The organism is Samsonia erythrinae (assembly GCF_004342665.1).
GTDB classification, from domain to species: domain Bacteria; phylum Pseudomonadota; class Gammaproteobacteria; order Enterobacterales; family Enterobacteriaceae; genus Samsonia; species Samsonia erythrinae.
The window spans coordinates 249041-274368 of sequence record NZ_SMBY01000003.1 but is presented as its reverse complement, the minus strand read 5'-3'; the positions used below and the strand labels follow the sequence as shown (position 1 = coordinate 274368).

Sequence of the window (25328 nt, the reverse complement as noted above, 5' to 3'; positions counted from 1 at the left end):
TACGGTTGCTCGTTAGTCAAAAACAACACCGTCAGCCTGAGCTGACGGTGTTGGGCATTATTTGTTTTACGCAGTCAGACGGTGGGCGTCTTGCGCGATGACCAACTCTTCATTGGTTGGGATAACCAGCGCCGGGCGGGTACCCTCTTTGGCGATGTTGCCGCTTTTACCAAAGCGGGCAGCCAGGTTGCGCTCGTGATCGACCTCAAAGCCCAGCAGGCTGAGTTTTTTCAGCGTCAGTTCACGCACCATCGCCGCGTTTTCACCAATACCGCCGGTGAAGATCACGGCATCTAGACGGCCTTCCATCAGTGCCGTGTAGGAACCGATGTATTTAGCCAGACGGTGGCAGTAAACATCCATCGCACGTTTGGCGTCTGCTTTCGTTTGGTAGTTATCTTCAACGTAACGACAGTCGCTGGTCACTTCCGTCAGACCCAACAGGCCGGACTCTTTGGTCAGCAATTTGTTGATGCTGGCAACGTCCATACCCAGCGCGTCATGCAGATGGAAAACGATGGCGGGATCGATATCGCCGGAGCGCGTTCCCATAACCAGCCCTTCCAGCGGCGTCAGACCCATTGAAGTATCAACGCACTCTCCGTTGCGAATAGCCGTAACAGAGCCGCCGTTACCCAAATGGCAAGTGATAACGTTCAGCTCTTCAACCGGCTTGTTCAGCACTTTAGCGGCTTCGCGGGAAACGAAGTAGTGGCTGGTGCCATGCGCGCCGTAACGGCGGATGTGGTTTTCTTTATACAGTTTGTACGGCAGTGCATAAAGATAAGACTCTTCCGGCATGGTCTGGTGGAAGGCGGTGTCGAAAACAGCGACGTTTTTATCAGCCAGATGCGGGAAAGATTTCAGCGCTTCTTCGATGCCGATGAGGTGCGCCGGGTTGTGCAGCGGTGCAAAAGGTACGGAATCTTTGATACCCTGAAGGACATCGTCAGTGATGATCGCGGATTGGGTGAACTTCTCACCGCCGTGAACGATACGGTGACCGATAGCAACCAGCTGCGCCGACAGCTCTGGTTTCTGAGACAGAATGGTGTTGACGATGAAGTTCAGCGCTTCGCTGTGAGCCGCACCGGCGCCCAGTTCGGCGTCTTGTTTACCGCCGTCTATTTTCCATTTGATACGGGCTTCAGGCAGGTGGAAACACTCGGCTAAACCAGACAGGTACTCTTCTCCGTTAATCGCATCGATGATCGCGAATTTCAGGGATGAACTACCGCAGTTAAGAACCAGTACTAACTTACTCGACATGGAAGTACCTACTTGTTATACATGGTTAATAAATGTCATACAGGGCATAGCGTATCGCATAATGCCACTGGCATTTATGATTAACATCATGCCTTGGTGCGATGCACCAGACACAACGATGAATTAGGGTCGAGACGATTACTTATGTTATACCTGAGAAGAGGTATGACACAGTGACACCGACCTGATGTAAACCGCAGCTTTAAAGCGATGGACAACCGCGTTGTGACCGTTGGCTGCGCTTAATATCGCGAAGGGAATTATACACCTCGCGTGTAGTCATACTACTTTAGGTATACCGCGGCCAAAAGGCCGGCTTAGGATACCGATAGCGTCAGATAAACACAAAATATATTTTAAGTTTACCAATTTGAGTTGTTGGTTTGTGTGAAGTTTTTATTTTTTATCAGTAAAGTTGAGGTGTGGCGATGGCGACACAGCCGGACGGTAGCAAGAGCTGGCGACAGTTACTCCAGCATGGGCAGCATTACATGAACACGTGGCCGATTGAAAAACAATTGGCGCCTGTCTTTCCTGAAAACCGTGTGGTTCGGGCGACACGGTTCGGGATTCGTGTGATGCCGCCGTTAGCGGTGTTTACATTGACATGGCAGATTGCATTGGGTGGCCAACTCGGTCCGGCTATCGCGACGGCACTCTTTGCCTGCAGCCTGCCATTGCAGGGGTTATGGTGGCTTGGCCGTCGTTCCGTTACACCTTTGCCCGCGACGTTGGCGCAATGGTTCCATGATATTCGGCACAAGCTACAGGAATCAGGCCAGACATTAGCACCGCTGGAAGAAGCGCCGACTTATCAAACCCTGGCGGATGTACTGAAGCGGGCATTTAAGCAACTTGATAAGACCTTTCTGGACGATTTGTGATCGGCGTCAGACTGTGCGCGGGTCTCAGGGTATTTTGTTCCTTCTCCTGTTTCAAATCAAAGAAGCGGCGGCTACGGCTACCCTGACACGATTCAGTATGCAATTCTACGCTTAATCGCTGTTTGACATCGACACCGCAGAAGAAGGTTCAGGAGAGCAACATGGAAATGACGAATGCCCAGAGATTGATCCTTTCAAACCAATACAAAATGATGACCTTGCTCGATCCCGATAACGCCGAGCGCTATCGCCGTTTACAGACGATCGTCGAACGCGGTTATGGTCTACAGATGCGTGAGCTGGATCGCGAATTTGGCGAGCTGAGCGAAGAGGTTTGTCGCACTATCATTAATATTATGGAAATGCATCATGCTTTGCAGGTGTCGTGGACCAATCTGAAGGATAAGCAGGATCTGGATGAACGCCGCCTGACCTTTCTGGGATTCGATGCAGCGACGGAAGCGCGTTACCTTGGCTTCGTTCGTTTCATGGTCCATGTCGAAGGACGCTATCCTCACTTTGATGCGGGTTCGCATGGCTTTAACGCCCAGACGAAAATGTGGGAAAAATACAATAGGATGCTGGCTGTCTGGCAATCTTGTCCGCGTCAGTATCACTTAAGTTCGGTGGAAATCGTACAGATCATCAACGCGTGATGAGTAACAAAGGGGCTTTCTGTGGAGTGTAAAGGTTTTCTGTTTGACCTCGATGGTACGCTGGTTGACTCACTGCCTGCCGTAGAGCGAGCGTGGGTTAACTGGGCGAAAGATCATGCTATCGCACCACAGGAAGTACTGGATTTTATTCATGGCAAGCAGGCTATCACGTCCTTGCGTCACTTTCTCCGCGGGCAGAGTGAGGAAACGATTCAACGGGAGTTTATCGCGCTGGAGAATACAGAAGCTTCCGATACCCGCGGGGTTGTTGCTATGCCCGGCGCGAAAGCGCTGCTGGAGAAGCTGGAGGCATTGGGCATTCCCTGGGCCATCGTGACATCGGGGACGATCCCGATTGCCAGCGCCCGCCACCGGCATGGTGAGTTGCCTGCTCCCCGCGAATTTATTACGGCAGAGCAGGTCGCTAATGGGAAGCCGCATCCCGATGCTTACTTACTTGGCGCGCAGCGTCTTGGGCTTCGGCCGGAGGAATGCGTGGTCGTGGAAGATGCGCCAGCGGGGATACTCTCCGGGCTGGCGGCGGGATGTCAGGTCATCGCGGTAAACGCGCCGGCAGATACGCCGAAGCTGGATAAGGTTAACCTGATTCTTGATTCATTGGCGCAGATAGACATTGAGAGATCGCCGGGGGGCGTTAAGGTTTGTTTACGCCGGTAGATCGTCTATAACCTGATGATAAAATAGTGACTAAATATGATCGAACCTCGCATTCGCGAGGTTTTTTTTATGGCAGACTATCCCCGTCCGCTGCCTTTAGGGCCATCGCGCGATGGTGTTAAGAAATGCGCCTGCATTTCTTATCGCATGCTGAAACCGACACTTCCAATACGCATTTTTCATCAGGGGATCCGTTTTTGAATAGCGAACTTCTCTGGGTTTTATCCCTCTTATTGATCGCCATGGTTTTGTTTACCACCAATAAATTACGCATGGACGTTGTGGCGCTCCTGGTCATTATTACGTTTGTATTGAGCGGCACGCTGACGCTCTCTGATGCGTTGGTCGGGTTTAGCGATCCGAACGTCATACTGATTGCTGCTCTGTTCGTGATCGGCGAAGGGTTGGTTCGTACCGGCGTCGCCTATCAGGTGGGGGATTGGCTGGTTCGGGTTGCAGGCAGCAGTGAGCTTAAGATGCTGATCTTACTGATGGTCACTGTGGCGCTGCTGGGTGCCTTTATGAGTTCGACGGGCGTTGTGGCGATTTTTATTCCCGTGGTGCTGAGCGTTTCCGTCAGGATGAAGGTTTCACCCGGTAGGCTGATGATGCCGCTCAGTTTTGCCGGTCTGATTAGCGGCATGATGACGCTGGTGGCAACGCCGCCAAATATGGTGGTGAGCAGTGAACTCATACGTGAAGGCATCGCAGGGTTTGGTTTTTTTAGTGTGACGCCGATTGGCTTGGTGGTGTTGCTGTTAGGCGTGGCGTATATGATGGTGGCGCGTTACTGGCTTGGCGGGGCGGAAGCGGCAGAGACAAAAGCGACGTGGAAAAGAAGGACGTTTCGCGATCTGATCCGCGATTACCGACTAACGGGTAAAGCACGCCGTCTGGCGATTCGGCCCGGGTCACCCTTTATTGGTCATTGTCTGGATGACCTGCGTCTGCGCCAGCGTTTTGGGGCAAACGTGGTCGGGATTGAGCGATGGCGTAAATTTCGTCGCGTGATGATCAGCGTGGCTGGGAATACGGAACTGCGTTTAAACGATGTCCTGCTGATCGATATGTCTGCGTCAGAGGTGGATTTACGTGAATTTTGCCGCGCGCAACGACTTGAACCGATGGTGCTGCGTGGGGAGTATTTCTCTGAGCAGGCGCGGGATGTCGGGATGGCTGAAGTTTCTTTGATTCCTGACTCCGAACTGTTAGGCAAAACGCTGTACGATGTCGGGTTTCGCAGCCGCTATGGTCTCAGCGTAGTGGGGATCCGCCGGGCGGGTGAAGCGCTGGAAGGGATCCTCGCTGATGAGCCGCTTCAGCTTGGCGATATTCTATTGGTCATGGGAGACTGGCGGATGATTCGTCAGTTGCACATGCAGAAAAATGACTTTCTGTTGCTTAACCTCCCCGCAGAAGTTGATGACGTTGCGCCTGCGGTGAGTCAGGCCCCGCATGCGTTGTTTTCTCTGGCGCTGATGGTCGCTATGATGCTGACGGATGAAGTGCCGAATGCCATTGCCGCGCTCATCGCCTGCTTGCTGATGGGTAAATTTCGCTGCATTGATATGGAAAGCGCCTACCGTGCAATCCACTGGCCCAGCATTATTCTTATCGTCGGGATGATGCCGTTTGCGCTGGCGTTGCAACAAACCGGCGGGGTGGCGTTGATTGTTCAGGGATTGATGGAAATTGCCGGCGGAGCCGGGCCGCATGTGATGCTGGTGTGTCTCTTCGTGCTGTGTGCGGTAATCGGTCTGTTTATTTCCAATACCGCGACGGCGGTATTGATGGCCCCGATCGCTATTGCCGCGGCACAGCAGATGGGGGTGTCGCCTTATCCTTTCGCGATGATTATTGCGATTGCAGCCTCTGCCGCGTTTATGACACCGGTGTCGTCACCCGTTAACACGCTGGTATTAGGCCCCGGCGGCTATAAGTTCGGGGACTTTGTACGTGTTGGCGTCCCTTTTACCGTTCTGGTCATGCTGGTGAGCGTGGTCATGGTGCCGTGGCTGTACCCGTTCTGACATTGTTGCGCTGTCAGAGGGGGGAGTCCTGACTGATTTCATCGAGCGACAGGCTGAAACTGGGAATGAATATCGTCATGAAATAGTCCATTTCCGGGCTACGGCGCTGCTGCAATGTTTTGTCCAGACGCGCTTTGGCTAGCGTGAATTCCGTATTTCCGGCAGATAGCTCTTCCAGACATTTCAGGTAGGCGCAAAGGGCGTCTGCCTGTTTAACGATGATGCGCTCTTCTTCGCTGGTGTAGTTGTCGTCCAGAACCATCCGATAATCCTGCTGTAGCTCTTCTGGCAACATCTCAACCAGTTTCTGCTGCGCGATTTTCTCTATCTTCTTATATTCATGGGCGATTTGCGCATTGTAGTACTTGATTGGCGTCGGCATATCGCCCGTCAGCACCTCGCTGGCATCATGGTACATTGCCAGTAGCGCAATGCGCTCTGCGTTGACGTTCCCGCCAAATTTGCGGTTTTTGATAACCGCCAGCGCATGGGCGACAAAGGCCACCTGGAGGCTATGTTCTGAAACGTTTTCCGTGCGGACATTGCGCATTAGCGGCCAACGGCTGATTAGTTTTAAACGGGACAGATAGGCGAAAAAGTGACTCTGCTGCATAGCATTCTCTCAGGCGGTGGCATGTTTAATCGCAATGTCGTGGGCGTCCATTGTGGGGACTTGGCGGAGATAATGCAAATGATGGTCGGGTTTCGCCGAGTTAAGAAAACCCGGCGAAACCCGGCTTGATTACTGGTGATAGTGCTCCAGAAAGCGACCTAATTTATGGATCGCCATGTCCAGTTCATCAACACGTGGCAGCGTGACGATACGCACGTGGTCCGGGTAAGGCCAGTTAAACGCACTCCCCTGAACCAACAGCACTTTTTCCTGCAACAGGAGATCCAGCACCAATTTCTGATCGTCGCGGATATTAAAACGTTTGGCATCAATGCGCGGGAACATATACAACGCACCGCGCGGTTTGACGCACGACACGCCAGGGATCTGGTTGATCAACTCCCACGAGCGGTTACGCTGTTCATACAGGCGTCCGCCGGGTTGAATAAATTCGCTGATGCTTTGGTAGCCTCCCAAAGCTGTCTGGATAGCGTGCTGCATTGGCACGTTGGCGCATAAACGCATGGACGCCAGCATTTCTAAGCCTTCAATGTATCCTTTAGCGTGCTTTTTCGGGCCGTTCAGGACCATCCAGCCCTGGCGGAACCCTGCAACACGATACGTCTTGGAAAGCCCGTTGAATGTGATCGTCAGCAAATCCGGGGCCAGTGCGGCAATAGAGTGATGTTGCGCCTCGTCATACAGGATTTTGTCGTAGATTTCGTCAGCGAAGATGATCAGGTTGTGTTCACGCGCAATCGAGACGATCTCCAGCAAGAGTTCCTTGCTGTAAACGGCGCCTGTGGGGTTATTCGGATTGATGATGACAATACCGCGAGTGCGCGGCGTGATTTTTTTGCGGATATCATCCAGATCGGGAAACCAATCCGCAGATTCATCGCAGAGATAGTGAACGGCGTTGCCGTCGGAAAGGGAAACGGCGGCAGTCCAGAGGGGGTAATCCGGCGCGGGAACCAACATCTCATCGCCGGAATTGAGCAGCGCTTGCATGGACTGCACGATAAGTTCTGAAACGCCGTTGCCGATATAGACATCTTCAACCGTAATATCACGCATATCCCGCGCCTGATAATGTTGAACGATGGCCTTACGGGCCGAATACAGTCCTTTGGAATCACAGTAGCCTTGTGCTGTGGGCAGGTTACGAATGACATCGACCAGTATTTCGTCCGGTGCCTCAAACCCGAAAGGGGCTGGGTTGCCAATATTCAGCTTAAGGACTTTGTTGCCTTCTTCTTCAAGTCGTTTGGCTTCCTTCAGTACTGGTCCACGGATGTCATAGCATACGTTCTCCAGTTTTTTGGATTTTTCAATCGGAGACATAAATTGTACGAACCTTTTTACAGAGAGCGCATATTCCCGTGCGGAATAGCATAACCCGCTTAATGTACTCCTCCTATACGGCCTTTTGAAGAATGATTATCGCTTTCGCTGCAAATGATTGCGCATCTGCACTATGTTGTTGTGTACTCGTCGGGTGGTGCGATATGGTAAAAGGGAGAAATTTCTGATGTCATATTGATCGTTTCTCACCGGAAGGGAGAAGGGCACCAGAGTGGAATGCTTAATGTGTTTATTTTACGAGGAAAAATAAAAAGGTGGGTTGTTATTGAATTAAAGATTAAGGCTGGCGAGCCATTTCATTATTGAGGCCTTACCCATGCAAAAGGCGATGGCGGTAACGAAATATACGTGTTTGTTTGCCCTTACCGAAAGTCTGCGATAGTGTCTTTTAAATGTATCGGTCGTTACCAGTACATCGTTATAAAACACCAGGAATATTTTTTTAAAATTAAAATAGATAAGTGAAGAATCGTATGACCAGTGCACACCGACCAGTACTTAATCTCGATCTTGATTTATTAAGAACGTTTGTTGCCGTTGCGGATTTAAACACGTTTGCCGCCGCTGCCGCCGCCGTGAATCGGACTCAATCGGCCGTCAGCCAGCAGATGCAACGGCTGGAACAACTTGTCGGCAAGGAACTTTTTGCTCGTCACGGGCGTAATAAATTGCTGACCGAACATGGTATTCAGTTTCTGGGCTACGCCAGAAAAATATTACAATTCAATGACGAAGCTTGTATTTCATTAATGTACAGCGATATTCAGGGTACGTTGACGATCGGGGCGTCTGACGATACCGCTGACACTATTCTTCCTTATATTCTACATCGGGTTACCTCAGTATTTCCTAAACTTTCCGTCAACGTTAGCGTAAAACGTAGTGCTGAAATGATGGAAATGCTGAATCAGGGAAAAATAGACCTTGTCATTACGACAATGAACGGCGCGGTATTCCCTCATGTATTATTGCGCAGCTCGCCGACGTTATGGTACTGCTCGGCAGATTATCAGTTCCAGAGGGAAGAACCTGTGCCGTTGGTGGTATTGGATGAGCCGAGTCCTTTCCGCGCATTGGCGACGCAGCAACTGACGATGGCCGGTATCCCCTGGCGAATCGCGTATGTTGCTTCCACGCTTTCTGCGGTACGCGCAGCGGTAAGAGCAGGCATGGGCGTCACGGTGCGTTCGGTAGAAATGATGAGCCCGGAATTACGGGTACTGGGTGAGGAAGAAGGGTTACCGCGATTGCCGGAAACGCGTTATTTTCTCTGCCAGAATCCTAATCGGGAGAATGAACTGGCAACGGCGATTTTTAATGTGATCGAATCAGGGAGGCCATCGGGGGCGACCTCTGTCAGTCTGTTAACAGACACGGCGAGTGAAAAACGCGCTTCCGACCCGTTGCTGAAGGATATGATGTAATAGTGAAGAAGGCCTGAACGCCATCCGGGAGGGTAGGGACACCCCTCCGAAAGGGGGCTGCGCGAATCCCTGTATTTCAGATTCGCTGATTTTTATGGCTTAGCCTACACCGTGTCGATCGTTATCTTTCCAACGTCCCCGTGGCGGGTTAAGTGTTTTTGTTTTTTATAAAACACAATTTCTTTTTTATTAAAAATATGTTGTGAAAAGCAGCGACTTCCTTAACCAATACCGTTGTGGTTTTTTTAATAACTAAATTGATAAAAATGTGTGCTGGATCAAAAAATACCCCTAATAACCCCATGGGGGAACAGGCATTTTCTGTGAAAATGGTATAGTAACGCGGCAAACTTGCTTTCTGTATCGTTGCACTCTGGTTAACGAGAGAGGGGACTGACTCGATTTAGCTCCGAGTGAGAACACAAATTGTTAACAAAACAGCGTGCATGTAAAGTAATGTACTGTTATTTTTAGTAAGGTTGAAAAAAAGTTGCAAATTTAGGGGCTCAATCACATTAGGCAGGGCGTGACTGATACGTTTCCGTGCTTTTTTGTGGTTATTAATCCTTCCTTTTAATCGATGTGGCGCATTAACTGCCGATAAAGAGCAGAGGTGTTACCCGCCACTTTTGATGAGTAAGCAAAGAGAATGTCAACAACTACTGAAATCCTCGCCCATCATTGGGCTTTTGCGCTATTCCTTATCATCGCCGTAGGCCTGTGTGTTTTCATGCTGACTGGCGGGTTCTTGCTGGGGGGGAGAGCCAGAGCCAGAGCCAAGAACGTGCCTTACGAATCCGGGATCGACTCGGTTGGCTCGGCGCGCTTACGTCTGTCTGCTAAATTTTATCTGGTCGCTATGTTCTTTGTGATCTTTGATGTGGAAGCCCTCTATCTCTACGCTTGGGCTGTGTCTATCAAAGAAAGCGGCTGGGTTGGCTTCATTGAAGCAACCATTTTCATTTTGGTGTTATTGGCTGGTTTGATTTATCTGGTGCGCGTTGGGGCGCTTGACTGGACCCCGGTACGTTCCAAAAGACAGGTCATTAAATCAGACATCGTCAACACTACCAACACTCATCCGCAGTAACAGCGAGGCATTTTAAGATGGACTATACGCTCACCCGCATAGAGCCGAACGGTGAGAATGACCGTTATCCCCTGCAAAAACAGGAGATCGTGTCCGACCCTCTGGAGCAACATGTTCACCGCAGTGTCTATATGGGCAAACTGGAACATGCATTACATGATACGGTGAACTGGGGGCGCCAGAATTCCCTGTGGCCTTATAACTTTGGTCTTTCCTGTTGCTACGTTGAAATGGTGACGTCATTTACTGCCGTTCACGACGTGGCGCGTTTTGGCGCGGAGGTTTTACGTGCGTCGCCGCGTCAGGCCGACTTCATGGTTGTGGCGGGCACCTGCTTCACCAAGATGGCCCCCGTCATTCAACGCCTGTACGAGCAAATGCTTGAGCCTAAATGGGTTATCTCCATGGGGGCATGTGCGAATTCCGGCGGTATGTACGACATTTACTCTGTTGTTCAGGGGGTGGATAAGTTCCTGCCCGTCGATGTGTATATCCCTGGCTGTCCGCCTCGTCCTGAAGCTTATATGCAAGCGTTGCTGTTGCTGAAAGAATCCATCGGTAAAGAACGCCGTCCTCTGTCATGGGTGGTGGGTGAACAGGGCGTTTACCGCGCCAATATGCAATCTGAGCGTGAGCGTAAGCGCGGCGAGCGAATCGCGGTGACTAATCTGCGTTCGCCTGATGAGATTTGACCTGTAGATGATGAGTACGGTGGTCGTGTAATACCCCGATAATAGTGTGCGGCCATCATCAGATACAGAATTAGCACATTTAATGTGGTGACCTATTTATGACAGATTTAACGACGCACGATCTCGCTCAGCCAGGCTGGCAAACCCGCGATCACCTTGATGATCCGGTGATTGGCGAACTGTGTAACCGTTTTGGACCAGATTCATTTACTGTACAAGCGACCCGCACCGGTATTCCCGTTGTGTGGGTGAAGCGTGAGCAATTACTGGATGTTGTCGAATTCCTGAAGAAACAGCCGAAACCTTACGTCATGCTGTTCGATCTTCACGGTATGGATGAACGTTTACGCACTCACCGCGAAGGTTTGCCTGCTGCCGACTATTCCGTTTTTTATCACATCATTTCCGTTGAGCGTAACCGCGACATCATGCTGAAAGTCGCGCTGGACGAGAAGGATTTACACTTATCGACCATCACCAAGTTTTTCCCGAATGCCAACTGGTATGAACGGGAAACCTGGGAGATGTTTGGTATCACGTTTGATGGCCACCCGCATTTGACGCGCATCATGATGCCGCAGACGTGGGAAGGGCACCCGCTACGTAAAGATTACCCGGCGCGCGCGACCGAATTCGATCCCTTCGTGCTGACCAAGCAGAAAGAAGATCTGGAAATGGAGTCGCTGACGTTCAAACCGGAAGAGTGGGGAATGAAACGCGGCACGGAAAATGAGGACTTCATGTTCCTCAACCTTGGGCCGAACCACCCGTCTTCACACGGCGCCTTCCGTATTATTCTGCAATTGGACGGCGAAGAAATTATCGACTGTGTGCCTGATGTGGGTTACCACCATCGCGGCGCGGAGAAGATGGGCGAACGCCAGTCCTGGCATAGTTATATTCCTTATACCGACCGTATTGAATACCTCGGCGGCTGCGTTAACGAAATGCCGTACGTGCTTGCCGTAGAAAAACTGGCGGGCATTGAGGTGCCGGATCGCGTTAAAACGATTCGCGTGATGCTGTCTGAGCTATTCCGCATTAATAGCCACCTGCTGTATATCAGTACCTATATTCAGGATGTCGGTGCGATGACGCCGGTCTTCTTTGCGTTTACTGATCGCCAGAAAATTTATGATTTAGTCGAAGCAATTACCGGGTTCCGTATGCATCCGGCGTGGTTCCGCATTGGTGGCGTAGCGCACGATTTGCCGCGCGGCTGGGAGCGCCTGCTGCGCGAATTCCTCGATTGGATGCCGAGCCGTCTGGATACCTATGTCAAAGCTGCATTGCAGAACACCATCCTGAAAGGCCGTACCCAGGGCGTCGCCGCTTATAATGCGAAAGAAGCGCTGGATTGGGGCGTGACGGGCGCAGGGCTGCGAGCCACAGGCATTGGTTTTGACGTCCGAAAATGGCGTCCGTATTCCGGCTATGAGAATTTTGACTTTGAGGTGCCAGTCGGTAACGGGATCAGTGATTGCTATAGCCGCGTCATGTTGAAAGTTGAAGAGTTACGCCAGAGCCTGCGTATTCTGGAACAGTGCCTCAATAACATGCCGGAAGGGCCGTTCAAGGCCGACCACCCGCTGACGACGCCGCCGCCGAAAGAGCGCACGTTGCAGCATATTGATACGCTGATCAACCACTTCCTTCAGGTCTCCTGGGGGCCGGTCATGCCTGCCAATGAATCATTCCAGATGGTGGAGGCGACCAAAGGCATCAACAGCTATTACCTGACCAGTGACGGCGGCACCATGAGCTACCGCACTCGTATTCGCACGCCGAGCTATGCGCATCTGCAGCAGATCCCTTCTGTCATTCGCGGATGTCTGGTATCCGATCTGATCGTTTATCTCGGCAGTATTGATTTCGTTATGTCAGATGTGGACCGCTAACTATGGCTGATAACAAAATTTTTGATAACAGCATGCCCGATCGCGACAGTCACGAGCGTCATGACGCTCATGAACAATCTGTGGTCGATTCGCTAGGCAACGAAAACGCTTTTACGTTGAGCGACGCTGAGCGCGATGCCATTGAGCACGAGAAACATCACTATGAAGATGCGCGTGCCGCGTCGATTGAAGCGTTGAAAATTGTGCAGAAAGCGCGTGGGTGGGTGCCGGATGGCGCCATCAATGCCATTGCCGATCTACTGGGTATCCCAGCCAGCGATGTCGAAGGCGTCGCGACGTTTTACAGCCAGATTTTCCGCCAGCCCGTTGGGCGTCATATTATCCGTTATTGTGACAGCGTTGTGTGTCACATCAACGGTTATCAGGGCGTACAGGCGGCGCTTGAACGTAAGCTCAGTATCAAACCGGGACAGACAACGTTCGATGGACGTTTCACGCTGTTGCCGACCTGTTGCCTGGGGAACTGTGACAAGGGGCCGACAATGATGATTGACGAGGACACCCACACCCATGTGACGCCGGAAGGCATTGAATCGTTATTGGAGCAGTATCAATGAGTAAAAACATTGTTCTGACTGCTGAGCAGCATCCTCTGACCTGGCGTTTACGTGCGGACAAACAGCCGGTATGGCTGGATGAATACCGCAGTAAAAATGGGTATGCCGCGGCACAAAAAGCGTTAACCGGCATGGCGCAGGATGAGGTGGTTACCCTGGTCAAAGACGCCGGCCTGAAAGGGCGCGGCGGCGCGGGCTTCTCGACAGGCTTGAAATGGAGTCTGATGCCGAAAGACGAAAGCATGAATATCCGCTACCTGCTGTGTAACGCGGATGAAATGGAGCCCGGCACATACAAAGATCGCCTGTTGATGGAGCAAGAGCCTCACCTTCTGATTGAAGGTATGCTGATTGGCGCATTCGCGCTGAAAGCTTACCGCGGCTACATCTTTCTGCGCGGTGAATACATTGAAGCTGCGGTTCACCTGCGTCGCGCAATTGAAGAAGCGAAAGCGGCTGGTCTGCTGGGCAAGAATATTCTGGGCAGCGGGTTCGATTTCGAGCTGTTCGTGCACACCGGCGCCGGACGTTACATTTGCGGTGAAGAAACCGCGCTGATTAACTCGCTGGAAGGCCGTCGCGCCAACCCGCGCTCCAAGCCGCCTTTCCCGGCGTCTGCGGGGGTGTGGGGTAAACCGACCTGCGTCAACAACGTGGAAACGCTGTGTAACGTACCGGCGATCATCGAGCACGGGGCGGCGTGGTATCAGGGGTTGTCTGCGGGTAAGAGTAAAGACGCGGGCACGAAATTGATGGGCTTCTCCGGTCGCGTGAATAACCCGGGCCTGTGGGAACTGCCGTTTGGCACCACGGCGCGCGAAATTTTAGAAGATTACGCGGGCGGCATGCGCGACGGGCTGAAACTTAAAGCCTGGCAACCGGGCGGGGCTGGTACCGACTTCCTGACGGAAAGCCACCTCGATCTGCCGATGGATTTTGAGCATATCGCGAAAGCGGGCAGCCGTTTGGGTACTGCGCTGGCAATGGCGGTCGATCATGAGATCAATATGGTGTCGCTGACGCGCAATCTGGAAGAGTTCTTTGCGCGGGAATCCTGCGGCTGGTGTACGCCGTGCCGCGATGGCCTGCCGTGGAGCGTGAAGATTCTGCGTGCGCTGGAGAAAGGTGAAGGCCAGCCGGGCGATATCGAAACGCTGGAGCAGCTTTGCCGTTTCCTCGGACCGGGTAACACCTTCTGTGCGCATGCGCCGGGTGCGGTGGAGCCGCTGCAAAGTGCCATCAAGTATTTCCGGGAAGAATTCGAAGCGGGCCTCTCAAAACAGTACTTGGGTAATGTTAAAGCGATTAGCGGTATTCAGCCTAACTTGTTGAAAGAGCGCTGGTAAAACATTGTCAGAGTAAGTGCGAGATGCAGCGAATGTATCCGCAGGGCGGCGCAAATAAGCCGGCCTCATAAACCCAATGGATTTCAACGCGCGGAACTAACGTATCCACGCTTTGAAAGATAGCGGGTATACAGAATTTTTGATTAGCGCCCGTGGCGACACGGGCCATTATGGAAGCATGCTGACTATGGCTACTATTCATGTAGACGGCAAAGAGTATGAAGTAAACGGAGCAGACAACCTTCTGGAAGCTTGTCTGACTTTGGGACTTGATATTCCTTACTTTTGCTGGCACCCCGCGCTCGGGAGCGTCGGATCCTGCCGCCTGTGTGCGGTAAAGCAGTATCAAAACGCGGAAGATACCCGCGGTCGTCTGGTGATGTCCTGTATGACACCGGCGACCGAGGGAACGTTCATCGCCATTGAAGATGAAGAAGCGAAGCTATTCCGTAAAACGATAGTTGAGTTTCTGATGACCAACCACCCGCACGATTGCCCGGTGTGTGAGGAAGGCGGCAACTGTCACTTGCAGGATATGACGGTAATGACGGGGCAGAACTTCCGCCGCTATCGTTTTACCAAGCGTACCCATCGTAATCAGGATCTTGGGCCCTTCATTTCCCATGAAATGAACCGCTGTATCGCCTGTTACCGCTGCGTTCGTTATTACAAGGACTATGCGGATGGCAAAGATCTTGGCGTTTACGGTGCGCACGACAACGTCTATTTCGGACGCCCGGAAGACGGTGTATTAGAAAGTGAGTTTTCCGGTAACCTGATCGAAGTTTGTCCCACCGGCGTATTCACCGATAAAACGCACTCTGAGCGCTATAACCGCAAATGGGATATGCAGTTTGCACCGAGCATCTGCCAGCAGTGCAGCGTCGGCTGTAATACCAGCCCCGGTGAACGCTATGGCGAGCTGCGTCGCATCGAAAACCGTTTCAATGGTAGCGTAAACCACTATTTCCTGTGCGACCGCGGTCGTTTTGGTTACGGCTACGTTAACCGGAAAGATCGGCCGACACAGCCGCTGCAACGTCGGGGCGCAGACTGGATCGCGCTGAATGCCGAGCAGGCGCTGCAAGGCGCGGCGGACGTGTTGCGTCAGGCGAAAAAAACCATCGGCATCGGTTCACCGCGCGCCAGTATTGAAAGCAACTTTGCGCTGCGTGAACTTGTGGGCGCCGAGAACTTCTATACCGGTATCGCGCAGCAAGAACAGCAACGTCTGCAATTAATCCTGAAAGTGTTACGCGAAAGCGGAGTAAGGACGCCAGCGCTGCGTGAAATTGAAGGTTACGACGCGGTGCTGATTCTGGGTGAAGACTTGACGCAAACCGGGGCGCGTATCGCGTTGGCCGTTCGTCAGGCGGTAAAAGGCAAAGCGCGTGAAATGGCAGCCGCTCAGAAAGTGGCTGACTGGCAGATCGCGGCGATCATGAACATTGGTCAGCATGCCAAACACCCGTTATTTGTTACTAACGTGGATCACACCCGTCTGGATGATATCGCCGCCTGGAGTTACCATGCGCCGGTTTCCGATCAGGCGCGCCTTGGGTTCGCGATTGCGCACGGGTTGGATAACAGCGCCCCCGCAGTCATCGATTTAGCATCCGATCTTGAGCAGAAAGTCGATATCATCGTTCAGGCGCTGGCTGGGGCGAAAAAACCGCTCATCATTTCCGGAACGAACGCGGGCAGCGAAGAGGTGATTTCCGCGGCGGCAAACGTCGCCAAGGCGCTGAAGCAGCGCGGTTCCGACGTGGGGATTACCTTTGTCGCTTCCGCTGCAAACAGTATCGGTTTGTCGATGATGGGCGGCGGGTCGCTGGATGAAGCGCTGGCTCAGTTGGAAAGCGGCGACGCTGACGGCGTAGTGGTTTTGGAAAACGATCTCTACCGCCATGCCTCCGCTGCTCGCGTTGACGCGGCGCTGGAAAAAGCGGAAAACCTGATCGTGGTCGATCATCAGCGCACCCGTATCATGGATAAGGCCAACATCATTCTGTCCGCCGCCAGCTTTGCTGAAAGCGACGGTACGTTGGTGAATCAGGAAGGCCGTGCGCAGCGTTTCTTCCAGGTCTATGATCCAACCTACTACAACGACAAAGTTGTCATGCTGGAAAGCTGGCGCTGGCTGCATTCATTATTCATCACTTACAACAGCCGTCAGGTTGACTGGACGCAGTTGGATAATGTGATTGACGCGTGTGTCGCGGCGCTGCCGCAACTGTCGGCGATCAAAGATGCCGCGCCGGATGCATCGTTCCGCATTCGTGGTCAAAAACTGTCGCGTTCGCCTATTCGCGCCAGCGGTCGGACGGCAATGCGCGCCAATATCAGCGTGCATGAACCCCGTCAGCCGGTCGACAAAGACACCATGTTTGCCTTCTCGATGGAAGGGAACAACAGTCCCACGGCTAACCGTCAGCACATCCCCTTTGCCTGGGCGCCGGGTTGGAACTCACCGCAAGCCTGGAACAAATTCCAGGATGAAGTGGGCGGCCATTTGCGCCACGGCGATCCGGGCGTTCGCATCATTGAAGTTGGAGAGGCCTCACTGGCTTATTTCGATAATATTCCTGCGGCGTTTGTTCCACAGACGGGGCAATGGCGTATTGCGCCGTATTATCACCTGTTTGGCAGTGATGAGATGTCACAACGTTCTGATGTGATCCAACAGCGCATGCCTGAGCCGTATGTCATGGTGAATCCGGCGGATGCTGCGACGCTGGGGGTGAATGAAGGTGCGTTGCTGGAGTTGACCTGTGCCGGGCAGGCGTTACGTCTCCCGCTGCGGTTAAGTGCGGAACTGGGTCAGGGACAGGTTGGTTTACCGCTGGGCTTGCCGGGAATTGCGCCGGTACTGGCGGGGGCGACCGTTGAAAATCTGCGGGAGGCCGCACAATGAGTTGGTTAACGCCGGAATTAAGCGAGATTCTGATCTCCGTCGGAAAAGCGATCGTGGTTCTGTTGGTTGTCGTGACCTGCGGCGCGTTCATGAGTATGGGAGAGCGCCGATTGCTTGCCCTCTTCCAGGGGCGTTATGGACCGAACCGCGTGGGCTGGGGCGGTTCATTACAGCTTGTCGCCGACATGATCAAGATGTTCTTCAAAGAAGACTGGGTGCCGAATTTTACCGATAAGGTGATCTTTACGTTGGCGCCGATGATCGCGTTTACATCCATGCTGATTGCTTTCGCGATTGTGCCGATTACGCCAACCTGGGGTGTCGCCGATCTAAACATTGGTATCCTGTTCTTCCTGATGATGGCCGGTTTGGCCGTTTACGCCGTGCTGTTTGCCGGCTGGTCGAGTAACAACAAATACTCTCTGCTGGGGGCGGTGCGCGCTTCCGCTCAAACCGTCAGTTACGAAGTGTTTATTGGTCTGTCTCTGATGGGCGTCGTCGCGCAGGCGGGGTCATTCAACATGCGTGACATCGTGGACTCTCAGCAGCATCTGTGGAACGTCATCCCGCAATTCTTTGGCTTCATCACGTTTGCCATTGCTGGCGTGGCGGTGTGCCACCGTCATCCGTTTGACCAGCCTGAAGCCGAGCAAGAATTGGCGGATGGTTATCACATCGAATACTCCGGTATGAAATTCGGTTTGTTCTTTGTCGGGGAATATATCGGTATCGTTACCGTTTCTGCGCTGATCGTGACGCTGTTTTTCGGCGGCTGGCATGGGCCAATCCTGCCTCCGTTTGTCTGGTTCGCGCTGAAAACGGGCTTTTTCATGATGATGTTCATCCTGATCCGAGCCTCGTTACCCCGTCCGCGTTATGACCAGGTGATGGCTTTCGGTTGGAAAGTCTGTCTGCCGATAACGCTTTTGAACCTGCTGGCAACGGCGGCCGTCATTTTGTACAACGCTTAACAAGGGGTGAATAAACCATGACATTGAAAGAGTTAGTGATTGGTTTCGGCACCCAGATACGCAGTATCTGTATGGTGGGATCGAACGCTTTTAAGAAGCGCGAAACCAAAATGTATCCCGAAGAGCCCGTCAACCCGCCGCCGCGTTATCGTGGCCGCATCGTGTTGACGCGCGATCCCGATGGTGAAGAGCGTTGCGTCGCCTGCAACCTGTGTGCGGTAGCGTGTCCGGTCGGCTGTATTTCCTTGCAGAAAGCGGAAACCAAAGATGGTCGCTGGTATCCCGAGTTCTTCCGTATCAACTTCTCGCGCTGCATTTTCTGCGGCTTCTGTGAAGAAGCCTGTCCGACGACAGCCATCCAGCTGACGCCGGATTTCGAGATGGGGGATTACAAACGTCAGGATCTGGTCTATGAGAAAGACGATCTGCTGATATCGGGGCCGGGTAAATATCCGGAATATAATTTCTACCGGATGTCTGGTATGGCCATTGATGGGAAAGATAAGGGCGAAGCGGAAAACGAAGCCAAACCCATTGATGTCAAAGGCCTGTTGCCCTAAGGAGCTAGCATGGAATTCGCTTTTTACACCACAGGTTTGATTGCGATACTGGCGACGTTGCGCGTCATTACGCATACCAACCCTGTGCATGCATTGTTGTACATGGTTACCTCATTAATGGCGATTGCGGGGGTCTTTTTCTCGCTCGGCGCTAACTTTGCCGGCGCGCTGAGCATCATTGTTTACGCAGGCGCCATTATGGTGCTGTTTGTCTTCGTGGTGATGATGCTCAACCTTGGTAATGCCGTTGAAGAGCAGGAGCGGAATTGGCTCAAACCCAGCGTGTGGATCGGTCCGAGTCTGCTATCACTTGCACTGTTGGTGATTGTGGTGAACGCCATCTTTAGTCTGGAAGGGCAGGGCATCACTGGCGCGCCCGTTGAGGCGAAAGCGGTTGGCATCAGCCTGTTCGGGCCTTATGTCCTTGCTGTTGAGTTAGCTTCAATGTTGCTGCTGGCGGGGTTAGTCGTCGCGTTCCATATCGGTCGTGAAGATAAACGTGGTGACGTTATCAGCAAAGACGGCGTGAACCAGGACGTTGAGAAGAAAATAACGGGGGAACGCGCATGATTCCGTTAGAACATGGGCTGATTTTAGCCGCCATTCTGTTTGTTTTAGGGCTGACCGGACTGTTGATCCGCCGTAACCTGCTGTTTATGTTGATCAGCCTTGAAATTATGATCAACGCTGCCGCACTGGCGTTTGTTGTCGCAGGCAGCTACTGGCAGCAGCCGGATGGGCAAGTGATGTACATTCTGGCGATTACGCTGGCGGCGGCGGAGGCCAGTATTGGTCTGGCGCTGTTGCTACAGATGTATCGTCGTCGTCAGACCCTGAATATTGATACAGTCAGTGAGATGCGCGGATGAACTTACTCTATTTAACCATACTCTTCCCGCTGCTCGGCTTTCTGTTGCTGGCATTTTCCCGCGGTCGCTGGTCGGAAAACACCTCAGCGACCGTCGGTGTCGGTTCAATCGGGTTGGCAGCGTTGGTTACCGCTTGGGTTGTGGTCGATTTTATGGGCCAGCAGCATGGCGGCGTGACCTTCTTTAATCAGCACCTGTGGACATGGATGGCCGTTGGCAATTTCGACATCAGCGTAACGCTGACGCTCGATGGTTTGTCGGTGACGATGCTGTCTGTTGTGACCGGTGTTGGTTTCTTCATTCACCTGTTCGCCTCCTGGTATATGCGTGGGGAAGAGGGGTATTCCCGCTTCTTCGCCTATACCAACCTGTTTATCGCCAGCATGGTGGTTCTGGTGTTGGCGGATAACCTGCTGCTGATGTATCTCGGTTGGGAAGGGGTTGGGCTGTGCAGCTATCTGCTGATCGGTTTCTACTACACCAATCCGAAGAATGGCGCGGCGGCGATGAAAGCGTTCATCGTTACGCGCGTGGGTGATGTCTTCCTGGCCTTTGCACTGTTTATTCTTTACAAAGAGCTGGGGACGCTCAACTTCCGCGAGCTGATGGTCTTGGCGCCGCAGAAACTGGCGGAAGGCTCGCCGGAAATCACCTGGGCGACGTTGATGCTGCTGGGCGGCGCGGTCGGTAAATCGGCACAGCTGCCGCTGCAAACCTGGTTAGCGGACGCGATGGCTGGCCCGACGCCGGTATCCGCGCTGATCCACGCCGCCACGATGGTGACCGCGGGCGTTTACCTGATTGCGCGTACCAACGGCCTGTTCCTGATGGCGCCGGATGTCCTGCATCTGGTGGGTATTGTCGGTGCGGTGACGCTGGTGCTGGCGGGGTTCGCTGCGTTGGTTCAGACCGATATCAAGCGCGTGCTGGCCTATTCCACGATGAGTCAGATTGGCTACATGTTCCTGGCGCTGGGCGTTCAGGCATGGGATGCCGCGATTTTCCACCTGATGACGCACGCGTTCTTTAAAGCGTTGCTGTTCCTCTCATCGGGTTCGGTGATTCTGGCCTGCCACCATGAGCAAAACATCTTTAAGATGGGCGGTCTGCGTAAGACTATCCCGCTGGTTTATGTCTGCTTCCTGGTCGGGGGCGCGGCGCTGGCCGCACTGCCGCTGGTCACCGCGGGCTTCTTTAGTAAAGACGAAATTCTGGCTGGCGCATGGGCAAATGGTCACATCAATCTGATGGTGGCGGGATTGGCCGGTGCCTTTATGACCTCGCTGTATACGTTCCGCATGATTTTCATCGTGTTCCACGGTGAAGAGAAAACGAAAGCGCATGCAGGAAAAGGCCTTTCTCACCACTTGCCGCTGGTTGTGCTGATGATCCTGTCCACCTTTATCGGTGCGATGATTGTTCCGCCGTTGCATGGCGTATTGCCGGCGACGACTGAACTGGAGCACGGTCAGTTGATGACGCTGGAAATTACCTCTGGCGTGGTGGCGATTGCCGGTATTCTGCTTGCCGCTGTGCTGTGGCTGGGTAAACGTCAGGCGGTGAACAGTATTGCGCAAAGCGCGCCGGGTCGTTTCTTCTCGACCTGGTGGTTCCATGCCTGGGGCTTTGACTGGTTATACGACCATGTCTTTGTTAAACCGTATCTGGCGATTGCGAAGCTGTTGCAGCGCGATCCGTTAGATGGGTTGATGGCCATCCCGGCAGTGATTACCCGTTGGGGTAACCGTGGGTTGGCGTTCAGTGCGAATGGTCAATTGCGCTGGTACGTCGCCTCTATGAGCTGCGGTGCCGTATTGCTACTGGCTTTGTTACTGCTGGTGTAAGCGGCGTTCGGTAACGTATGAGAGGCAGGGCATTTCGCAAATCGGAATGCCTGCCACGGCAAGTTTTCAGATTTCTTTAATTTAGGGACACAAAACGCCATGCTACTACCTTGGCTAATTCTTCTCCCCTTTATCGGCGGTCTGCTGTGTTGGCAGTTAGAACGTTTTGGTACGAAAGTACCGCGCTGGGTAGCGTTGATTGCAATGGGGCTGACACTCGCGCTGTCTGTGCAACTGTGGTTGCAGGGCGGTTATTCCCTGACGGCGCCGACCGGCGTGCCGCAATGGCAGGCTGAATATTATGTGCCGTGGATCCCTCGCTTTGGCATTGGCATCCACCTTGCGCTGGATGGTTTATCGCTGTTGATGGTGGTGTTGACGGGGTTGCTGGGGGTGTTGGCAATCCTCTGTTCCTGGAATGAAATTCAGCGCTATCAGGGTTTTTTCCACCTGAACCTGCTGTGGATTCTGGGCGGCGTTATCGGCGTGTTCCTTGCCATCGACATGTTCCTGTTCTTCTTCTTCTGGGAAATGATGTTGGTGCCGATGTACTTCCTGATTGCGCTGTGGGGCCATAAGGGGTCCGACGGTAAGACCAGAATTACGGCGGCGACCAAATTCTTCATCTATACCCAGGCAAGCGGCCTGATCATGTTGATTGCGATACTGGCGCTGGTGTTTGTGCACTACAACGCCACCGGTGTCTGGACGTTCAACTATGAAGAGCTGCTGAATACGCCGATGTCTCACGGCGTTGAATATCTGCTGATGTTGGGATTCTTCATCGCGTTCGCGGTAAAAATGCCGGTCGTGCCGTTGCACGGCTGGTTGCCGGATGCGCACAGTCAGGCGCCGACCGCAGGCTCTGTTGACCTGGCGGGGATCCTGCTGAAAACGGCGGCCTATGGCCTGCTGCGTTTCAGCCTGCCGCTGTTCCCGAATGCTTCTCACGAGTTTGCACCGATTGCGATGTGGCTGGGGGTGATCGGTATTTTCTACGGCGCATGGCTGGCATTCAAACAAACGGATATCAAACGCCTGATTGCTTACACCTCTGTGTCCCACATGGGCTTCGTGATGATTGCCATCTATTCCGGTAATCAACTGGCTTATCAAGGGGCGGTGATCCAGATGATTGCACACGGCTTGTCTGCCGCCGGGCTGTTTATTCTGTGTGGTCAGTTGTATGAGCGCCTGCATACGCGCGATATGCGTGAGATGGGCGGCCTGTGGGCTCGTCTGAAATTCCTGCCGGCCTTGTCTCTCTTCTTCGCCGTGGCGACGTTGGGGATGCCGGGAACGGGTAACTTTGTCGGTGAATTCATGATTCTGTTCGGCAGTTATCAGGTTGTGCCGATGATTACGGTGATATCGACTTTCGGTCTGGTCTTTGCGTCGGTTTATTCCCTGATCATGATGCAGCGCGCCTATTATGGCGCGCCTAAATCCGACCAACCGTTGAAGGGGATGTCGATCCGTGAATTGTCTATCGTGATGCTGCTGGTCGTGTTGCTGGTGCTATTAGGGGTTTACCCGCAGCCGATTCTGGATACCTCCAGTGCCGCGATGTCAAATATCCAGCAGTGGTTTATGTCGTCTGCTCCAGATTCAATTATTTCAACAACAAGGCCGTAATTCGCCATGACAATTACTCTTCAACAACTAATTGCGCTATCGCCGCTGTTGATCGTCGGATTGACGGTAGTGGTTGTGATGCTGTGCATTGCGTGGCGACGCAACCATTTTATCAACGCAACCGTGACGGTTATCGGCCTGAACATTGCCCTGCTGTCACTGTATTTCGTCGGGCAGGCTGGCCCAATGGACGTGACGCCGCTGCTGCGTGCTGATGGTTTCTCGATGTTCTATACCGGGTTGATTCTGCTGGCGAGTCTGGCGACCAGCACGTTCGCCTACCCGTGGCTGGAGGGTTACCCGGATAACCGCGATGAGTTCTATCTGTTAGTGCTCATTGCCGCGCTGGGAGGCATTCTGCTGTCGAGCGCGAATCATCTGGCCTCGTTGTTTATCGGCATTGAATTGCTTTCCCTGCCGCTGTTTGGTTTGGTGGGCTATGCCTTCCGCCAGAAGCGTTCGCTGGAAGCCAGTATTAAATACATGCTGCTGTCAGCGGCGGCGTCTTCCTTCCTGCTGTTTGGTATGGCGCTGATTTATGCTGAATCCGGCAATCTGAGCTTTGCCAGCCTGGGCAAAAGCCTGAGCGATCATCAAATCCATGCGCCGCTGTTGCTGGCCGGCTTGGGGATGATGATCGTGGGATTGGGCTTCAAACTGTCTCTGGTTCCGTTCCAGCTGTGGACGCCGGATGTCTATCAAGGTGCGCCTGCGCCGGTTTCTACGTTCCTGGCGACGGCGGGTAAGATTGCCGTTTTCGGTGCCGTTATGCGCCTGTTTCTGTATGCGCCGATGGCGGACAGTGAATCCGTCAGAATCGTGTTGGGCATTATCGCATTTGCCTCGATCCTGTTTGGCAACGTGATGGCGGTCTCGCAAACCAATATCAAGCGCCTCCTCGGTTATTCTTCCATCGCCCACCTGGGTTATTTGTTGGTGGCGCTGATTGCCGTGCAGAGTCATCAGTTGGCGCTGGAAACCGTTGGCGTTTATCTGGTCGGTTATTTGTTCAGCAGTCTGGGGGCGTTTGGCGTGGTGAGTCTGATGTCCAGCCCGTACCGTGGCCCGGATGCCGATTCGCTGTTCTCTTACCGTGGTCTGTTCTGGCATAAGCCTATTCTATCGGCTGTTATGACGGTGATGATGCTGTCGTTGGCGGGCATCCCGATGACGCTCGGTTTCTTTGGCAAATTCTACGTGTTGGCTGTGGGCGTGAACGCTGAGCTGTGGTGGTTGGCTGGTGCGGTGGTGCTGGGCAGCGCTATCGGTCTGTACTATTACCTGCGTGTGATGGTCAGCTTATATCTGACTGCGCCTAAGGTGTTGCAGCGCGACACGCCAAGTAACTGGGCTTTAACCGCGGGAGGCGTCGTTGTTCTGATTTCCTCTATTGCGGTACTGTTCCTTGGGGTGTATCCGCAGCCGCTTATCTCTCTGGTTCAGTTGGCGCAGCCGATGATGTAGCCACTGCGAGGGTCGCTGAGTTACACAACGCCGTTGATGAAAATCGACGGCGTTTTTTTATGGCGTTTCTCCCGTGGTTGAGCGCGATCGATGATATCGAAAAGGTGAAGATTTCCGCCATCTCGTCAGGAGACGCACTTTAGGAATGATCTGTTCTTATCTGACGTGGCAGATGCGCAGAATTGTCTATAGTTAAGAAGGCAGTCATTTTTCATAATTAAGAGGGAGAATTTTATGGCCGAAACGAAAAAACAGCCTGAAGAGATTCGTGTTGATGATGACTTGAAATTGCTGTCTGATACGCTGGATGAAGTGCTGCGTTATACTGGCGATCAAGCGGATCAGGCCTATCTTGATTTGAAGAAAAATGCGGAAAAAGCGCTGCAAGAAGTTAAAGGGCGCCTCGGCGCCAGTGATGGCTATTGTGAGCGTGCAAAGCAGGTTGCAGATAAAGCCGATGTTTATCTGCGCGATAAACCCTGGCACGGTGTCGGCATTGGTGCCACCGTAGGGTTGGTGCTGGGTTTGCTGTTGGCTAAGCGTTAATG

Annotated in this window: 22 protein-coding genes; 19 read left to right on the top strand and 3 right to left on the bottom strand. The window is 52.9% G+C overall.

What is annotated here, in order from left to right; genetic code table 11:
- Positions 1-66: 66 nt before the first annotated feature.
- Positions 67-1269: an acetate kinase gene (ackA, locus tag EDC54_RS07900; RefSeq protein ID WP_132454913.1), complete on the bottom strand. Its 1203-nt coding sequence runs from the start codon at positions 1267-1269 to the stop codon at positions 67-69.
- A 428-nt stretch (positions 1270-1697) separates the two neighbouring features.
- Here ackA and yfbV point away from each other — a divergent pair, with 428 nt between their 5' ends.
- The 4 genes from yfbV to EDC54_RS07880 all read left to right on the top strand — a co-directional run bounded on the left by yfbV (position 1698) and on the right by EDC54_RS07880 (position 5517).
- Positions 1698-2153 carry a terminus macrodomain insulation protein YfbV gene (gene yfbV / locus EDC54_RS07895; protein WP_132454911.1) on the top strand — a complete coding sequence of 152 codons (456 nt, stop codon included), beginning with the start codon at positions 1698-1700 and terminating at the stop codon, positions 2151-2153.
- A 161-nt stretch (positions 2154-2314) separates the two neighbouring features.
- The gene (locus EDC54_RS07890) at positions 2315-2809 is read left to right on the top strand and encodes a YfbU family protein (RefSeq protein WP_132454909.1); all 495 of its coding nucleotides are present in this window, start codon (positions 2315-2317) and stop codon (positions 2807-2809) included.
- Between the two features lie 21 nt (positions 2810-2830).
- A complete protein-coding gene (locus tag EDC54_RS07885) occupies positions 2831-3487 on the top strand; it encodes a sugar phosphatase (protein ID WP_132454907.1) in 657 nt (218 codons plus the stop codon).
- Positions 3488-3684: 197 nt separating this feature from the next.
- The gene (locus EDC54_RS07880) at positions 3685-5517 is read left to right on the top strand and encodes an SLC13 family permease (RefSeq protein WP_132454905.1); all 1833 of its coding nucleotides are present in this window, start codon (positions 3685-3687) and stop codon (positions 5515-5517) included.
- Positions 5518-5530: 13 nt separating this feature from the next.
- On the opposite strand, the gene yfbR is transcribed toward EDC54_RS07880, so the two are convergent.
- A complete protein-coding gene (yfbR, locus tag EDC54_RS07875) occupies positions 5531-6130 on the bottom strand; it encodes a 5'-deoxynucleotidase (RefSeq protein ID WP_132454903.1) in 600 nt (199 codons plus the stop codon).
- Positions 6131-6259: 129 nt separating this feature from the next.
- Positions 6260-7474, bottom strand: a complete 1215-nt coding sequence (locus tag EDC54_RS07870; RefSeq protein ID WP_132454901.1) for a pyridoxal phosphate-dependent aminotransferase — start codon at positions 7472-7474, stop codon at positions 6260-6262.
- Between the two features lie 494 nt (positions 7475-7968).
- Between EDC54_RS07870 and lrhA the strand changes: the two genes are divergently transcribed.
- The 15 genes from lrhA (at position 7969) to elaB (ending at position 25326) form a co-directional block, all read left to right on the top strand.
- A complete protein-coding gene (lrhA, locus tag EDC54_RS07865) occupies positions 7969-8919 on the top strand; it encodes a transcriptional regulator LrhA (protein ID WP_132454899.1) in 951 nt (316 codons plus the stop codon).
- A 649-nt stretch (positions 8920-9568) separates the two neighbouring features.
- A complete protein-coding gene (locus EDC54_RS07855) occupies positions 9569-10009 on the top strand; it encodes an NADH-quinone oxidoreductase subunit A (protein ID WP_132454895.1) in 441 nt (146 codons plus the stop codon).
- Between the two features lie 17 nt (positions 10010-10026).
- Complete coding sequence (locus tag EDC54_RS07850; protein WP_132454893.1) at positions 10027-10701, top strand: NuoB/complex I 20 kDa subunit family protein; 675 nt, start codon at positions 10027-10029, stop codon at positions 10699-10701.
- A 98-nt stretch (positions 10702-10799) separates the two neighbouring features.
- Positions 10800-12599 (top strand): NADH-quinone oxidoreductase subunit C/D, encoded by a 1800-nt coding sequence (nuoC, locus tag EDC54_RS07845; RefSeq protein WP_132454891.1) that lies wholly within the window; start codon positions 10800-10802, stop codon positions 12597-12599.
- A gap of 32 nt (positions 12600-12631) precedes the next feature.
- Entirely contained in the window at positions 12632-13177 is a 546-nt protein-coding gene (gene nuoE, locus EDC54_RS07840; protein WP_132455154.1) for an NADH-quinone oxidoreductase subunit NuoE, read from the top strand.
- The gene (gene nuoF, locus EDC54_RS07835) at positions 13174-14523 is read left to right on the top strand and encodes an NADH-quinone oxidoreductase subunit NuoF (RefSeq protein WP_132454889.1); all 1350 of its coding nucleotides are present in this window, start codon (positions 13174-13176) and stop codon (positions 14521-14523) included. The genes nuoE and nuoF overlap by 4 nt, the downstream gene beginning before the upstream one ends.
- 187 nt (positions 14524-14710) lie before the next feature.
- Complete coding sequence (gene nuoG, locus EDC54_RS07830; RefSeq protein ID WP_132454887.1) at positions 14711-17437, top strand: NADH-quinone oxidoreductase subunit NuoG; 2727 nt, start codon at positions 14711-14713, stop codon at positions 17435-17437.
- A complete protein-coding gene (gene nuoH / locus EDC54_RS07825; RefSeq protein WP_132454885.1) occupies positions 17434-18408 on the top strand; it encodes an NADH-quinone oxidoreductase subunit NuoH in 975 nt (324 codons plus the stop codon). The genes nuoG and nuoH overlap by 4 nt, the downstream gene beginning before the upstream one ends.
- A gap of 17 nt (positions 18409-18425) precedes the next feature.
- The gene (gene nuoI, locus EDC54_RS07820) at positions 18426-18968 is read left to right on the top strand and encodes an NADH-quinone oxidoreductase subunit NuoI (RefSeq protein WP_132454883.1); all 543 of its coding nucleotides are present in this window, start codon (positions 18426-18428) and stop codon (positions 18966-18968) included.
- Between the two features lie 9 nt (positions 18969-18977).
- Positions 18978-19538 carry an NADH-quinone oxidoreductase subunit J gene (gene nuoJ, locus EDC54_RS07815; protein WP_132454881.1) on the top strand — a complete coding sequence of 187 codons (561 nt, stop codon included), beginning with the start codon at positions 18978-18980 and terminating at the stop codon, positions 19536-19538.
- Positions 19535-19837: an NADH-quinone oxidoreductase subunit NuoK gene (nuoK, locus tag EDC54_RS07810; protein ID WP_132454879.1), complete on the top strand. Its 303-nt coding sequence runs from the start codon at positions 19535-19537 to the stop codon at positions 19835-19837. Before nuoJ ends, nuoK begins: the two co-directional genes overlap by 4 nt.
- A complete protein-coding gene (gene nuoL, locus EDC54_RS07805; RefSeq protein WP_132454877.1) occupies positions 19834-21681 on the top strand; it encodes an NADH-quinone oxidoreductase subunit L in 1848 nt (615 codons plus the stop codon). The genes nuoK and nuoL overlap by 4 nt, the downstream gene beginning before the upstream one ends.
- Positions 21682-21780: 99 nt before the next feature.
- Positions 21781-23316, top strand: a complete 1536-nt coding sequence (gene nuoM / locus EDC54_RS07800) for an NADH-quinone oxidoreductase subunit M (protein ID WP_132454875.1) — start codon at positions 21781-21783, stop codon at positions 23314-23316.
- A 6-nt stretch (positions 23317-23322) separates the two neighbouring features.
- Positions 23323-24780 carry an NADH-quinone oxidoreductase subunit NuoN gene (gene nuoN, locus EDC54_RS07795; RefSeq protein ID WP_132454873.1) on the top strand — a complete coding sequence of 486 codons (1458 nt, stop codon included), beginning with the start codon at positions 23323-23325 and terminating at the stop codon, positions 24778-24780.
- A gap of 234 nt (positions 24781-25014) precedes the next feature.
- Positions 25015-25326, top strand: coding sequence for a stress response protein ElaB (elaB, locus tag EDC54_RS07790; RefSeq protein WP_132454871.1), 312 nt, complete (start codon positions 25015-25017; stop codon positions 25324-25326).
- The last annotated feature ends 2 nt before the right edge of the window (positions 25327-25328 follow it).

Bases quoted from the DNA above. Each gene is read 5' to 3' on its own strand.
- ackA (WP_132454913.1), bottom strand. From the start codon at position 1,269: ATGTCGAGTAAGTTAGTACTGGTTCTTAACTGCGGTAGTTCATCCCTG.
- yfbV (WP_132454911.1), top strand. From the start codon at position 1,698: ATGGCGACACAGCCGGACGGTAGCAAGAGCTGGCGACAGTTACTCCAG.
- EDC54_RS07890 (WP_132454909.1), top strand. From the start codon at position 2,315: ATGGAAATGACGAATGCCCAGAGATTGATCCTTTCAAACCAATACAAA.
- yfbR (WP_132454903.1), bottom strand. From the start codon at position 6,130: ATGCAGCAGAGTCACTTTTTCGCCTATCTGTCCCGTTTAAAACTAATC.
- EDC54_RS07870 (WP_132454901.1), bottom strand. From the start codon at position 7,474: ATGTCTCCGATTGAAAAATCCAAAAAACTGGAGAACGTATGCTATGAC.
- lrhA (WP_132454899.1), top strand. From the start codon at position 7,969: ATGACCAGTGCACACCGACCAGTACTTAATCTCGATCTTGATTTATTA.
- EDC54_RS07855 (WP_132454895.1), top strand. From the start codon at position 9,569: ATGTCAACAACTACTGAAATCCTCGCCCATCATTGGGCTTTTGCGCTA.
- EDC54_RS07850 (WP_132454893.1), top strand. From the start codon at position 10,027: ATGGACTATACGCTCACCCGCATAGAGCCGAACGGTGAGAATGACCGT.
- nuoC (WP_132454891.1), top strand. From the start codon at position 10,800: ATGACAGATTTAACGACGCACGATCTCGCTCAGCCAGGCTGGCAAACC.
- nuoE (WP_132455154.1), top strand. From the start codon at position 12,632: ATGCCCGATCGCGACAGTCACGAGCGTCATGACGCTCATGAACAATCT.
- nuoF (WP_132454889.1), top strand. From the start codon at position 13,174: ATGAGTAAAAACATTGTTCTGACTGCTGAGCAGCATCCTCTGACCTGG.
- nuoG (WP_132454887.1), top strand. From the start codon at position 14,711: ATGGCTACTATTCATGTAGACGGCAAAGAGTATGAAGTAAACGGAGCA.
- nuoH (WP_132454885.1), top strand. From the start codon at position 17,434: ATGAGTTGGTTAACGCCGGAATTAAGCGAGATTCTGATCTCCGTCGGA.
- nuoI (WP_132454883.1), top strand. From the start codon at position 18,426: ATGACATTGAAAGAGTTAGTGATTGGTTTCGGCACCCAGATACGCAGT.
- nuoJ (WP_132454881.1), top strand. From the start codon at position 18,978: ATGGAATTCGCTTTTTACACCACAGGTTTGATTGCGATACTGGCGACG.
- nuoK (WP_132454879.1), top strand. From the start codon at position 19,535: ATGATTCCGTTAGAACATGGGCTGATTTTAGCCGCCATTCTGTTTGTT.
- nuoL (WP_132454877.1), top strand. From the start codon at position 19,834: ATGAACTTACTCTATTTAACCATACTCTTCCCGCTGCTCGGCTTTCTG.
- nuoM (WP_132454875.1), top strand. From the start codon at position 21,781: ATGCTACTACCTTGGCTAATTCTTCTCCCCTTTATCGGCGGTCTGCTG.
- nuoN (WP_132454873.1), top strand. From the start codon at position 23,323: ATGACAATTACTCTTCAACAACTAATTGCGCTATCGCCGCTGTTGATC.
- elaB (WP_132454871.1), top strand. From the start codon at position 25,015: ATGGCCGAAACGAAAAAACAGCCTGAAGAGATTCGTGTTGATGATGAC.